Consider the following 12,537-nt stretch of genomic DNA (forward strand, 5'->3'; position numbering starts at 1 on the left):
GCCCGTACCAGCCGTGCAGGTAGACGGTGACGCTGGTGGTCGCGGCCCCGGTGGTGAAGGTGGTGCTGAGCTTGGACCAGCCGGTGCCGCCGGGGGTCCAGGTGCTCGGGTCGGCGCCGCCGGTGCCGCGGGCGCCCAGGTAGACGTACGAGCCCTGGACCCAGCTGCTCAGTGTGTACGTCGAGGAGGGCCTGACCGTGACGGTCTGGGTGCACTCGCCGGTGGCGCTGCCGCTCGGGGTGGAGCGCAGCGCGCCGGTGCCGGAGTGGACGGTGGCGGTCTCCGGCGCGCCGGCCGCGCAGGTCCAGCCGTTGAGGCGGTTGGCGTCCTCGAAGCCGCCGTTGGTGACGAGTTCGACGTCGGAGGGGGCAGCGTGGGCGCCGGCACCGCCGGCGAGGACCAGGCCGCCGAGGCCGAGGGCGACGGCGGTGGCGCCGGCGAGCAGCGAGTGGACGGCGCGCGGGCGCCGGTGTGAAGCAGGTGGCATGGCTCCATCTCCGGTGGGGGAGGCCGGCGGTCCTCGTGGGGGAGGGCCGTCCGGGTGTCGACGGATCTGTGTGCGGGAGCTACCGACAACACAAGTCCCTGTCGGGGGAGGAGACTTGCCTTCACAAGGTGGAGTAGACCAATTCCGCTGTCAAGAGGGCCGCCGGCCGGGCGGCCCCGGCGGGTCAGGCGGCCTGCGGCACCGCGGCGGGCCCGTGGGCGAGCCGGGCGGTCAGCTCGGCGATCCGGGCGGAGGCCAGGCCGTCCCCGTACGGGCTGGGGGTGTCCGCGAGCCGGGCGAGCCGCTCCGGGGTGTCGGCGAGCCAGGCGCGGGCGAGTGCGCCGAGTTCGGCACCGGGCGCCACCAGCGCGGCGAAGCCGGTCTCGACGGCCTCGGGCCGTTCGGTGGAGCGGCGCACGACCAGCAGCGGGCGGCCGAGCACGGTGCACTCCTCCTGCACCCCGCCGGAGTCGGAGACCAGCAGCGCGGCGTGCCGGGCGAGGCCCAGGAAGTCGGCGTAGCCGACCGGTCCGGTCACCGTGAGCCGGGCGAGCAGGCCGTCCAGGGCGAAGCGCTCGACGGCGGCCCGGGTGCGCGGGTGCATCGGGAACAGCACCGGTGTGCCGGCCCGGGCGATCCGGTCGAGTTCGGCGAGGACGGCGCCGAGCGCCTCGGCGGTGTCGGTGTTCTCCGGCCGGTGCACGGTGGCGAGGACGTAGCCGTCCGCGGCGAGGCCGTGCCGGGCGAGCAGGCCGGCCCGCTCCTCGGGGCCGGGCAGCGAGCGGCGGACCACCTCGACGACGGTGTTGCCGGTGAGCGCGATCCGCTCCTCGTCGAGGGACTCGGCGCGCAGGTTGGCGGCGTTGTCGGGGGTGGCGGCGCACAGCAGGTCGGAGACGTGGTCGACCATCACCCGGTTGTGCTCCTCGGGCATCGCCCGGTCGAAGCTGCGCAGTCCGGCCTCGACGTGGACGAGCGGGATCTCCCGGGCGTTGGCGGCGAGGGCGCCGGCCAGGGTGGCGTTGGTGTCGCCCTGGACGACGACGGCGGCCGGGCGGTCCTCGGCGAACGCGGCGTCGAGCTGGCCGAGGGACTGGGCGATCTGGCCGGCCCGGGGGCGGCCGCCGACGCCGGTGAGCAGCTCGGGGCGGGGGAGGCCGAGGTCGCGCAGGAAGCGGCCTGACATCGCCTCGTCCCAGTGCTGGCCGGTGTGGACCAGCCGGGTGGCGGGGCCGAGTTCGTGGATCAGCGGGGCGAGCTTGACCAGCTCCGGGCGGGTGCCGAGGACGACGGCGACGCTGCCGGGGGCTAGCGGGCGGGCGGCGGACCGGGCGGCGGACCGGGGGGCGGGGCACAGGCTCATGGCGGGACGGCTCCGGGGTCTGGGGCAGCGGGGCGGCGGGGCAGCGGGGCGGCGGGGGAGGACGGCGGCGACGCGGCCGGGGTCAGGACTCCAGGGCGGTCGGGGCGCCGACGGCGACCTTCTCGGCGTTGCGCCGGGTCTTGGCCCAGCCGTTGCGGCCGAGCAGCATCCGGACGGCGGCCCGGGTGGCGACCACGAACAGGTGGTAGGCGTAGAGCCAGACCAGGACGCCCCAGAGCAGGCCGGTGAGCCGGCTCCGGTCGGGGCGGACGAGCCGGCGGTAGGTGGGGCCCCAGAAGACCATCGGCAGGGTGGCGAGCACGAAGGCGACCGCCATCCAGGGGCCGTAGGTCAGCTGGAAGTCGGCGGTCTCCTCGGGGAAGAGCACCAGACCGGCGCCGGTGATGGCGAGCGACAGCGGGGTGAGGACGACCAGCAGGACGCAGACCACCGGCTGGAGGAAGGTGTACAGCACCTCGGCCTTGCCGGCGGGCCGGTAGTGCGGCGAGCGCAGCACCCGGCCGGTGTAGCGCAGGCACTGCATGTTGCCCTGGGCCCAGCGGGTGCGCTGGGTGAGGAAGCGGCGCCAGGAGACCAGGGCCTCCTGGGAGACGTTGGTCTCGGTGACATGGGTGAGCCGCCAGCCGGCCAGCCGCAGGTCGAGGCCGGACTCGTAGTCCTCCAGCAGGGCGCGCTCGGGCCAGGGGCGGCCGTCGCGGCCCTCCTCGGCGGTGACCGAGTCGAGGGCGGTGAGCCGGACGAACTGGCCGTTGCCGCCGAGGCCGACGCTGCCGGTGCGCCGGCGCAGCAGCTGCATGCCGGCGTTGTTGGCCTGGAACTCGACGTCCTGCATCCGGACCAGGGCACGGGCGAGGGCGTTGGCGAGCCGGCCCCGGCCGGCCAGCGGGCGCGGGTCCTCGGCGTTGCGCATCCGGACGCCGATCTGCACGGCGCCGGTGTCGGGGCGGCCCATGGCGTGCTCGTTGCCGACCTGTTCGAGGGTGCCGGGGTCGAGCTGCCCGTCGGCGTCGACGACGCCGAGGACGATCCGGGAGCGGTCGGTGCCGGGCGGCAGCGAGGCGGAGATCTCCCGGTAGGCGGCGTTGAGGGCGGCGCCCTTGCCGATCCGGGCGTGCGGGCGGCGGCGCTGGACGAGGTGGATCCGGGCGTCGTGCCGGGCGGCGGCCAGCACCAGGTCGCGGGTGGCGTCCTCGCTGTCGTCGTCGATCACCCAGAGGTGGGCGGCGGGGGCGACGGCGCGCAGCCCGGCCAGGGTCTGGGCGATCACCGCCTCCTCGTCCCGGCAGGGGACCATCAGGTGCCACCGGAAGGCGGCGGGGTCGCCGGGGCGGGCCGGGCGGTTGCGCCGGAAGGCGTGCCGGGAGCCGGCCCAGTAGACCAGGAAGCGGCCGAAGACCAGGGCCATGTAGACCACGAGGGCGAGCGAGATCAGCCCGGCGAGCTGGACGAAGCCGTCCCGGCGCATCTCGAAGAACTGGCGCAGGGCGTCGGGCATGGCGCGGTGCTCCTCATGATCAAAGGCGATTTGTCTCCCTGGGATGCGAATCAATGCCTCATTGCGGTCTGATTCAATGCCTCATTGCGGTCTGATATCGCCAAAACGATAGTAAACGCAGAAAACGACCAACTCGGGCAAAGTGGTGGTTCTCACCCCGTGAGGAGAGGTGCCCCACGCTCCGTAGACTGTGGACGTGAGCGACAAGGCCGACCCGAACCCGTACACCCTCCGCCCCGCCGACGGCAGCCCCGCCGACGCCCTGCGCGAGGTCGAGGTGGAACTCTCCGAGCGCTGGCCGGAGAACAAGCTGGAGCCCTCGCTCGACCGGATCGAGGCGCTGATGGACATCCTGGGCCAGCCCCAGCGGTCCTTCCCCTCCATCCACATCACCGGCACCAACGGCAAGACCTCCACCGCCCGGATGATCGAGCAGCTGTTCAACGCCTTCGAGCTGCGCACCGGCCGCTACACCAGCCCGCACGTGGAGAGCGTCACCGAGCGGATCAGCCTGGACGGCGCCCCGATCACCCCCGAGCGGTTCGTCGAGGTCTACCGCGACATCGAGCCCTATGTGCGGATGGTCGACGAGCGCGAGCCGGTCGCGATGTCCTTCTTCGAGGTGCTCACCGGCATGGCCTACGCGGCCTTCGCCGACGCGCCGGTGGACGTCGCCGTGGTCGAGGTCGGCATGGGCGGCTCCTGGGACGCCACCAACGTCATCGACGCCGGGGTCGCCGTGATCACCCCGATCGGCCTCGACCACACCGACAAGCTCGGGGAGACCACCGGCGAGATCGCCGTCGAGAAGTCCGGGATCATCAAGTCCGGCGCCGTCGCGGTCGTCGCCCAGCAGCAGCTCGACGCCGCGCAGACCATCCTGCGGCGCGCGGTCGAGGTGGACGCCACGGTCGCCCGCGAGGGCATGGAGTTCGGCGTCGTCCGCCGCGAACTCGCGATCGGCGGCCAGCTGATGACGCTGCGCGGGATCGGCGGCGAGGAGTACGAGGACGTCTTCCTGCCGCTGCACGGCGAGCACCAGGCCCAGAACGCGGCCCTCGCGCTGGCCGCCGTCGAGGCGTTCTTCGGTGTCGGCGGCGCCCGCGGCGGGCAGCTCGACGCCGACAAGGTCCGCCAGGCGTTCTCCGGCATCAGCTCCCCGGGCCGGCTGGAGGTCGTCCGGCGCAGCCCCACCATCCTGCTGGACGCCGCCCACAACCCGCACGGCGCCCAGGCGACCGTCACCGCGATCGGCGAGTCCTTCGGCTTCACCCGGCTGGTCGGCGTGATCGGCACCAGCGGCGACAAGGACGTGGCCGGCCTGCTGGAGGCCTTCGAGCCGCTCCTCGCCGAGGTCGTGATCACCCAGAACTCCACCCACCGGGCGATGGACGTGGACGCCCTGGCCGCGCTCGCGGTCGACATCTTCGGCGAGGACCGGGTCCAGGTCGAGCCCCGACTGGACGACGCCATCGCCGCCGCCGTCACCCTGGCCGAGGAGGAGGGCGACCTCGGCGGCGCCGGGGTGCTGGTCACCGGATCGGTCATCACGGTGGGCGAGGCCCGCCTGCTGCTCGGGAGGAAGTGACGATGAGGACGCTCTGCTCCTCGACGCTGATCGGCGAGGCCCTCGTGGTGCTCTTCGCGGCCCTGGTCGCGATGCAGCTCACGGACGTCTCCCACGGCGCCCTGTGGACGGTCAGCGGCATCGCCATGGTGCTGTGCGTCCTGCTCTGCGGCATGATCACCCGCCCCGGCGCGGTGGCCGTCGGCTGGGCGCTGCAGCTCGGGCTGATCGCCAGCGGCTTCGTGGTGCCGACCATGTTCGTGCTCGGCGTGATCTTCGCCGGCCTCTGGTGGTGCTCGGTGCACTACGGCCGGAGGATCGACGAGATCAAGGCCGCCCGGGCCGCCGCCGCGGCCGTCTGAGACGGCTCCGGACCGGGTCCGGGGCGTTCGCTCACGCAAGGTAACCTCTGCGGTAGTCGCACGGCGCACGCGGAATCGCGCGTGCGTGCCGATCCGTGTGCGCGCCGATTCCCGCGTGCGCGCCGAACCCGATTTCCCCAGGAGACGCCCCGTGTCCCAGCGCACCCTCGTCCTGCTGAAGCCCGACGCCGTCGCGCGCGGCCTGGCCGGCGAGATCATCAGCCGGATCGAGCGCAAGGCCGGCTGGCGGCTCGCCGCCGCCGAGCTGCGTACCTTCGACCGGGCGACGCTGGAGCAGCACTACGCGGAGCACGTCGGCCGCCCGTTCTACGAGCCGCTGCTGGAGTTCATGACCTCCGGCCCGTCGATCGCCCTGATCGTCGAGGGCGAGGAGGTCATCGCCGGCATCCGCATGCTGGCCGGCGCCACCAACCCGCTGGAGGCCGGGGCCGGCACCATCCGCGGCGACTACGCGACCATCACCCGCGAGAACCTGATCCACGCCTCCGACTCGGTCGAGTCCGCCGAGCGCGAGATCAAGATCTTCTTCCCCGCCCAGGCCTGACCGCACGGGCACCGGGACCTTCGGGACGCCCCGGCCGGGACCATTGGCCCGGCCGGGGCATTCTTATCGGGAAATAGGGAACCAGGCCCTCCGACACGGCGTCCCAATGCCCTGAGAAGCGATCACGCCCCGGACAATGGACGGCGTGCCCCGGGTCGACGTCCGTGCCGAACGGCGTGACTACGATGGACGCGACTCAAGGGCCCGGTAAGGCAGCTCAGCTGGTCGCCGCCCCTCTGCGGGCGCACACCGTCCACCCCACATGACTCCGAGCCCGGGAAGGCACCCACACCCCATGGCGAGCAACCTGTCGTTCATCGGCCGCGACCTGGCGATCGACCTCGGAACTGCCAACACGCTGGTGTACGTCAGGGGCAAGGGGATCGTTCTCAACGAGCCGTCCGTCGTCGCGGTCAACACCAACACCGGCGGCATCCTCGCCGTCGGCTCCGAGGCCAAGAAGATGATCGGGCGCACCCCCGGCAACATCGTGGCCATCCGCCCGCTCAAGGACGGCGTGATCGCCGACTTCGAGATCACCGAGCGGATGCTGCGCTACTTCATCCTCAAGGTGCACCGCCGCCGCTTCCTCGCCCGCCCCCGGGTCGTCGTCTGCGTCCCCTCCGGCATCACCGGCGTCGAGCGCCGCGCGGTCATCGAGGCCTCCCTCCAGGCCGGCTGCCGCCAGGTGCACATCATCGAGGAGCCGATGGCCGCCGCGATCGGCGCCGGACTCCCGGTCCACGAGCCCACCGGCAACATGGTCGTCGACATCGGCGGCGGCACCACCGAGGTCGCCGTCATCTCGCTCGGCGGCATCGTCACCGCGCAGTCCATCCGGGTCGCCGGCGACGAACTGGACAACGCCATCGTCCAGCACATCAAGAAGGAGTACTCGCTGCTCCTCGGCGAGCGCAGTGCCGAGCAGATCAAGATGAGCATCGGCTCCGCCTTCGGCCTGGAGGGCGAGAAGGACGAGCACGCCGAGATCCGCGGCCGCGACCTCGTCAGCGGCCTGCCCAAGACCGTCGTCATCTCCGCCGCCGAGGTCCGCGAGGCCATCGACGAGCCGGTCAACTCGATCATCGACGCGGTCAAGACCACCCTCGACCAGTGCCCGCCCGAGCTGGCCGGCGACGTCATGGACCGGGGCATCGTGCTCACCGGCGGCGGCGCCCTGCTCCGCGGCCTGGACGAGCGGCTGCGCCGGGAGACCGGCATGCCGATCCACATCGCCGAGAACCCGCTGGACTCCGTCGCACTCGGTTCCGGCAAGTGCGTCGAGGAGTTCGAGGCGCTCCAGCAGGTACTCGACGCCGCGCCGCGCCGTTAGCAGAACCGACACACCAGCCGAACCGACGGGTCCCCGCCCGGGTCCACAGCCCGGGCCGGCGGACCAGGGGCACGAAGGGGCAGTACCAGCACCGTGAGGGACACACGAGAGAGCCGGCTACTGCTCATCCTGCTGGTGGCCGTCGCGTTCGCACTGATCACCGTCGACATCAAGGGCGGTGAGAGCTCCCCGCTCGGCGGCGCCCGGCGCGCCGCCGCCACCGTCCTCGGCCCGGTCGAACGCGGTGCCGCCAGCGCGGTCGACCCGGTCGCCGACACCGTCCGCGCCTTCCGCGACGCCGCCTCCAACAGCGGCCGCACCGACCAGCTCGCCCGCGAGAACACCGAACTGCGGCAGAAGCTGGCCTCCTCCGACATGGCGGGCGGGCGCACCAAGCAGCTCGACGACCTGCTGCGCACCGCCGGCGCCGGCGGCTACACCGTCAAGGCCGCCCAGACCATCGCGATCGGCCCGGCCCAGGGCTTCTCCTGGACCATCACCATCGACGCCGGCAGCGACGACGGCCTCACCCGCGACATGACCGTCGTCAACGGCCAGGGCCTGGTCGGCCGGATCACCACCGTCGCCCCCACCACCGCCACCGTGCTGCTCGCCTCCGACCCCGGCTTCACCGCCGGCACCCGGCTGGAGGGCACCGGGGAGATCGGCTTCGCCGCCGGCGGCGGCACCAGTGCCATGAAGGTCTCCCTGCTCAACGGCAAGGCCCAGGTCAAGGAGGGCGACCGGCTGGTCACCTTCGGCTCGCAGAGCGGCCGCCCGTTCGTGCCCGGCGTCCCGGTCGGCCGGGTCGTCCAGGTCGAGGCCACCCCCGGACAGCTCACCAAGACCGTCCTGGTCGAGCCCTTCGTCCAGTTCACCCGGCTGGACCTGGTCGGCGTCGTCGTCGTCCCGCCCCGCACCGACCCGCGCGACGCCGTCCTGCCGCCCGCCCCCGCGCCGGCCGCCCAGGGCCAGGCCGCGCCCGCCGCCCCCGCGGCACCCGCCGCGCCGGCCGCCGCCGCCCCGCCCGCCAAGCCCACTGGGGGGAACTGAGCCATGCGCCTCGCCCGCATCCCCGTCTCCGCGATCCTGATCCTGCTCGGGCTGCTGCTCCAGGTCAGCGTCTTCGGCCGGCTGCAACTGCCCGGCTCGACCCCGGACATACTGCTGCTCGTGGTCGTCGGCCTCGCCCTCGTCTACGGACCCACCGGCGGCTGCCTGGTCGGCTTCGCGGCCGGCCTGCTCGCCGACCTCGCCCCGCCCTCGGACCACGCCATTGGCCGCTACGCGCTGGTGCTCTGCCTGATGGGCTACGCCGCCGGACTGCTGCGCCCCGAGCACGGCCGCCAGCGCTCGGTCTCCAGCGCGCTGCTCGTGGTCGCCGGCGCCGCGATCGCCTCCACCCTGCTGTACGCGATGGTCGGCGCCCTCGTCGGCGACACCGCCGCCCGGCACGTCGGACTCGGCCAGCTCGTCGTCACCGCCCTGCTCTACGACCTGCTGCTCGCACCCTTCGTGGTGCCCGCCGTGATGCTGATCGCCCGCCGCTTCGGCAAGGACCCGCTGTCGGTCGCCGAGGACGACGAGGGCGGCCCCGGCCTCGGCAGCCTGACCCGCTACCGCACCACCCGCGAGGCCACGGCCGGACCGGCCTACCGCAAGAAGCGCCTGCTCGGCGCGGGAAAGCGCCCGTAGCCCGGCCCCGACCAGCCTGCCCGCCCTGTTCAGTTTTGGAGCGCACGAGACGTGAGCAACATCCCCGAGACCGGCCGAACCCGGCGGGTGACGATCCGTCTGGTGGTGCTGCAGATCCTGGTGGTCTCGCTGCTCGCCACCCTCGGCGGACGGCTCTGGTACCTGCAGATCCGCAACGCCAGCGTCTACACCGCCAAGGCGACCGGCAACCACATCCGCGAGGTCGTCGAACCGGCCGTCCGCGGCGAGATCCTGGACGCCTCCGGCCGCATCCTCGCCGGTAACGAGACCAAGCTGGTGGTCTCGGTCAGCCGCACCTCGCTGCTCCAGCAGAAGGACGCCGGCAAGGCGGTGCTGACCCGGCTCGCCGAGGTGCTCGGGATGCCCGCCAAGGACGTCCAGGAGAAGGTCCGGCTCTGCGACGCCAAGACGCCGCAGCCCTGCTGGAACGGTTCTCCGTACCAGCCGATCCCGGTCACCAAGGAGGCGACCACCCAGCAGGCGATGCAGATAATGGAACGCCGCGAGGACTTCCCCGGGATCACCGCCCAGCCCACCGCCGTGCGCCACTACACCGGCGCCGAGGGCGCCAACCTCGCCCAGGTGCTCGGCTACCTCTCGCCGGTCACCGACGAGGAGGTCTCCAAGACCGCGGACAAGGCCGGCCTCGACCGCTACCTGCCGGCCGACCAGATCGGCCGGGCCGGACTGGAGTCCGTCTACGACCGCGACCTGCGCGGCACCGCCGGCGTCACCAAGCTGGAGGTGGACAACCTCGGCCGGGTCATCGGCACCGCCGACCAGGCCGCCCCGCAGACCGGCAACAACCTGGTGACCAGCATCGACGCCAAGGTGCAGAAGGTCGTCGAGGACAACCTGGCGCAGGCGATGAGCGACGCCCGCAAGACCTTCGACAAGGTCACCAACCGCAACTACGAGGCCGACTCCGGCGCCGCCGTCGTGATGGACGTGCACACCGGGCGGATCGTCGCGATGGCCAGCGCCCCCACCTACGACCCCAACCTGTGGCAGGGCGGCATCAGCGGCAAGGACTACCAGGCGCTGACCAGCAAGGAGTCCAACTTCCCGCTGCTCAACCGGGCCATACAGGGTCAGTCCGCCCCCGGCTCGACCTTCAAGGTCATCTCCACCACCGCCGCCGTCCAGGCCGGCTACTCGCTCGACGGCCGCTACGACTGCCCGAAGAGCATGACCATCGGCGGCCGCGAGTTCAAGAACTTCGAGAGCGAGAGCTTCGGGGCGATCTCCCTGGAGCGCGCCCTGGAGGTCTCCTGCGACACCGTCTTCTACGGCCTGGCGTACGACCAGTGGATGAAGGACGGCGGCATCAAGCCGAAGAAGGACCCGGGCGACTGGTTCTTCAAGACCGCCCACCAGTTCGGCCTCGGCGCCAAGACCGGCATCGACCTGCCCAGCGAGGTCCCCGGCCGGGTCCCCGACCGGCAGTGGAAGCAGTCCTTCTACGACAACAACAAGGACGCCTGGTGCAAGCAGGCGGAGAAGGGCGGCAACACCTTCTCCGACCTGATCGCCCGGGAGAACTGCGTCGACGGCTACCAGATGCGCGCCGGTGACGCCGTCAACTTCGCGATCGGCCAGGGCGACACCCTGGTCACCCCGGTCCAGATGGCCCGGATCTACTCGGCGCTCGCCAACGGCGGCACCTTCTACCGGCCCACCGTCGCCAAGGCCGTGATAAGCCCGGGCGGGGATCTCGTCCGCGAGATCGCCCCGCACGAGGACGGCCGGCTGCCCGGCGACCAGAAGCTGCTCGGCTACATCGACCAGGCCACCGCGGGCGTCGTCACCAGCGGCACCGCGGCCTGGAAGTTCACCGGCGCGGGCTGGCCCCAGGGCAAGATCGAGCTGCACGCCAAGACCGGCACCGCCGAGGTCGAGGGCAAGCAGACCACCTCGTGGCTGACCACCTACAGCCGCGACTACGCGGTCGTGATGACGATAAGCCAAGGCGGCACCGGCTCCGGCGGCTCCGGCGACGCGATCCGCCGGATCTACCAGTCCCTGTACGGCGTCGACGACAAGGGCAACATCGACCAGGGCAAGGCGCTGCTGCCGAAGCCGCAGGCCGAGCTGCCGAAGTTCAACCCGGACGGGACCGCGATCATCAAGCCGGTGTCCTTCGACGCATCGGCCGGCTCGGCTGCCTCCGTCGGCTCGGCCACCTCGGCCACGTCGGCCACCTCGGCCGGCTCCGTTGGTTCGGTCGGTTCGGCCGTCTCCGCCGCTTCGGTCGTCCCTCTCGGCGACCCCGGGGTGACCGGCGGCTCGCCGCGGGTCTTCCTGGACCCGGACCGGTCCGGCGGCAGCACCCCGGTGCCGGTCGTCGCCGCCGCGGCCGCCGTCGAACCCACCCGCTCCACCACCGGAAGGGGCCGGGCATGACCTCCTACGGTTCGTACCGCCAGCTCCGGCTCGCCCCGCAGCGCGGCGGGGTGCCCAAGGCGCTGGCCAAGGACTCCCCGCTGTGGCGGATCGACTGGATACTGCTGCTGGCCGCGGCCGTCCTGTCGCTGGGCAGCTCGCTGCTGGTCTGGTCGGCCACCCGGGGGCGCGACTCCCTCACCCACGGCGACCCGCAGTACTTCCTGTTCCGCCACCTGACCAACGTCATGGTCGGGGCGGTGCTGTGCGCGGTGGTGATAGCGATAGGGAGCCGGCGGTTCCGCACCGTGGTGCCCTTCCTGTACGCCGGTGTGATCCTGCTGCTGGTGGCCACCCTGAGCCCGCTCGGCTCGACCATCAACGGCCAGCACTCCTGGATCCAGCTGGGCGGCGGCTTCTCCGTGCAGCCGGCCGAGTTCGCCAAGCTGGCGATCGTGCTGTCCATGGCGCTGGTGATGTCCGACCAGGTGGACGCCGGGGAGCGGGAGTTCCCGGCGAACAAGGCGGTGTTCCGGGCACTGGTCTGGGCGACCCTGCCGATGGCGATCGTGATGCTGATGCCCGACGCCGGCTCGGTGATGGTGATGGCCGTCATCGTGCTGGGCATCCTGCTCGCCTCCGGCGCGGCCAACCGCTGGGTGTTCGGGCTGATCCTGGCGGGCGTCGGCGGCTGCGTCGCGATCTGGAAGCTCGGCGTGCTGAGCAAGTACCAGATCGACCGGTTCGCGGCCTTCGCCAACCCGGCGCTCGACCCGTCCGGCGTCGGCTACAACACCGCGCAGGCCCGGATCGCGATCGGCTCCGGCGGGCTGACCGGCAAGGGGCTGTTCCACGGCACCCAGACCACCGGGCAGTTCGTGCCGGAGCAGCAGACCGACTTCGTCTTCACGGTCGCGGGCGAGGAGCTGGGCTTCCTCGGCGCGATGGCGATCATCGTGCTGCTGGGCGTGGTGCTCTGGCGGGGCTGCCGGATCGCCCGCCAGGCCACCGACCTGTACGGCACGATCGTGGCGGCCGGGGTGGTCGCCTGGTTCGCCTTCCAGGGCTTCGAGAACATAGGGATGTGCCTGGGCATCATGCCGGTGGCCGGCATCCCGCTGCCGTTCGTCTCCTACGGAGGATCGTCGATGTTCTCCACCTGGGTGGCGATCGGGCTGCTCCAGGCGGTGCAGAGCCAACGGCCGATAGCGGCCTGAGCGGGCCGAGGGTGTACGGCGAGGGCCGG

At 72.4% G+C, this 12,537-nt stretch carries 11 protein-coding genes; 8 read left to right on the forward strand and 3 right to left on the reverse strand.

Features of this window, described 5'->3' with window-relative positions; genetic code table 11:
- The 3 genes from VR45_RS24500 to VR45_RS24510 form a co-directional block, all read right to left on the reverse strand.
- Positions 1-487 (reverse strand): carbohydrate binding domain-containing protein (locus VR45_RS24500; protein WP_045941988.1); only part of this gene is annotated, 487 nt, incomplete at its 3' end.
- A 184-nt stretch (positions 488-671) separates the two neighbouring features.
- Complete coding sequence (gene wecB, locus VR45_RS24505; protein WP_078896795.1) at positions 672-1,850, reverse strand: UDP-N-acetylglucosamine 2-epimerase (non-hydrolyzing); 1,179 nt, start codon at positions 1,848-1,850, stop codon at positions 672-674.
- A gap of 82 nt (positions 1,851-1,932) precedes the next feature.
- Positions 1,933-3,366: a glycosyltransferase family 2 protein gene (locus VR45_RS24510; RefSeq protein ID WP_234326105.1), complete on the reverse strand. Its 1,434-nt coding sequence runs from the start codon at positions 3,364-3,366 to the stop codon at positions 1,933-1,935.
- A 277-nt stretch (positions 3,367-3,643) separates the two neighbouring features.
- Here VR45_RS24510 and VR45_RS24515 point away from each other — a divergent pair, with 277 nt between their 5' ends.
- The 8 genes from VR45_RS24515 to rodA all read left to right on the forward strand — a co-directional run bounded on the left by VR45_RS24515 (position 3,644) and on the right by rodA (position 12,508).
- Positions 3,644-4,954: a folylpolyglutamate synthase/dihydrofolate synthase family protein gene (locus VR45_RS24515; RefSeq protein ID WP_286163470.1), complete on the forward strand. Its 1,311-nt coding sequence runs from the start codon at positions 3,644-3,646 to the stop codon at positions 4,952-4,954.
- 2 nt (positions 4,955-4,956) lie between these two features.
- On the forward strand, positions 4,957-5,295 hold the full coding sequence (locus tag VR45_RS24520) for a DUF4233 domain-containing protein (RefSeq protein ID WP_045941990.1): 339 nt from the start codon (positions 4,957-4,959) through the stop codon (positions 5,293-5,295).
- 151 nt (positions 5,296-5,446) lie between these two features.
- The gene (ndk, locus tag VR45_RS24525; protein WP_045941991.1) at positions 5,447-5,860 is read left to right on the forward strand and encodes a nucleoside-diphosphate kinase; all 414 of its coding nucleotides are present in this window, start codon (positions 5,447-5,449) and stop codon (positions 5,858-5,860) included.
- Positions 5,861-6,167: 307 nt separating this feature from the next.
- The gene (locus VR45_RS24530; protein WP_030309693.1) at positions 6,168-7,193 is read left to right on the forward strand and encodes a rod shape-determining protein; all 1,026 of its coding nucleotides are present in this window, start codon (positions 6,168-6,170) and stop codon (positions 7,191-7,193) included.
- A 93-nt stretch (positions 7,194-7,286) separates the two neighbouring features.
- Positions 7,287-8,246 carry a rod shape-determining protein MreC gene (mreC, locus tag VR45_RS24535; RefSeq protein WP_045941992.1) on the forward strand — a complete coding sequence of 320 codons (960 nt, stop codon included), beginning with the start codon at positions 7,287-7,289 and terminating at the stop codon, positions 8,244-8,246.
- Between the two features lie 3 nt (positions 8,247-8,249).
- Entirely contained in the window at positions 8,250-8,888 is a 639-nt protein-coding gene (gene mreD / locus VR45_RS24540) for a rod shape-determining protein MreD (protein WP_045941993.1), read from the forward strand.
- A 51-nt stretch (positions 8,889-8,939) separates the two neighbouring features.
- Positions 8,940-11,312, forward strand: coding sequence for a penicillin-binding protein 2 (gene mrdA, locus VR45_RS24545; protein ID WP_234326106.1), 2,373 nt, complete (start codon positions 8,940-8,942; stop codon positions 11,310-11,312).
- A complete protein-coding gene (gene rodA, locus VR45_RS24550; RefSeq protein ID WP_045941994.1) occupies positions 11,309-12,508 on the forward strand; it encodes a rod shape-determining protein RodA in 1,200 nt (399 codons plus the stop codon). The genes mrdA and rodA overlap by 4 nt, the downstream gene beginning before the upstream one ends.
- The last annotated feature ends 29 nt before the right edge of the window (positions 12,509-12,537 follow it).

Source organism: Streptomyces sp. NRRL S-495 (assembly GCF_000966955.1).
In the GTDB taxonomy this organism is placed as follows: Bacteria; Actinomycetota; Actinomycetes; order Streptomycetales; family Streptomycetaceae; genus Kitasatospora; species Kitasatospora purpeofusca.

Coding starts and splice junctions, on each gene's coding strand:
- wecB (WP_078896795.1), bottom strand. CDS start 1,850: ATGAGCCTGTGCCCCGCCCCCCGGTCCGCCGCCCGGTCCGCCGCCCGC.
- VR45_RS24510 (WP_234326105.1), bottom strand. CDS start 3,366: ATGCCCGACGCCCTGCGCCAGTTCTTCGAGATGCGCCGGGACGGCTTC.
- VR45_RS24520 (WP_045941990.1), top strand. CDS start 4,957: ATGAGGACGCTCTGCTCCTCGACGCTGATCGGCGAGGCCCTCGTGGTG.
- mreD (WP_045941993.1), top strand. CDS start 8,250: ATGCGCCTCGCCCGCATCCCCGTCTCCGCGATCCTGATCCTGCTCGGG.
- rodA (WP_045941994.1), top strand. CDS start 11,309: ATGACCTCCTACGGTTCGTACCGCCAGCTCCGGCTCGCCCCGCAGCGC.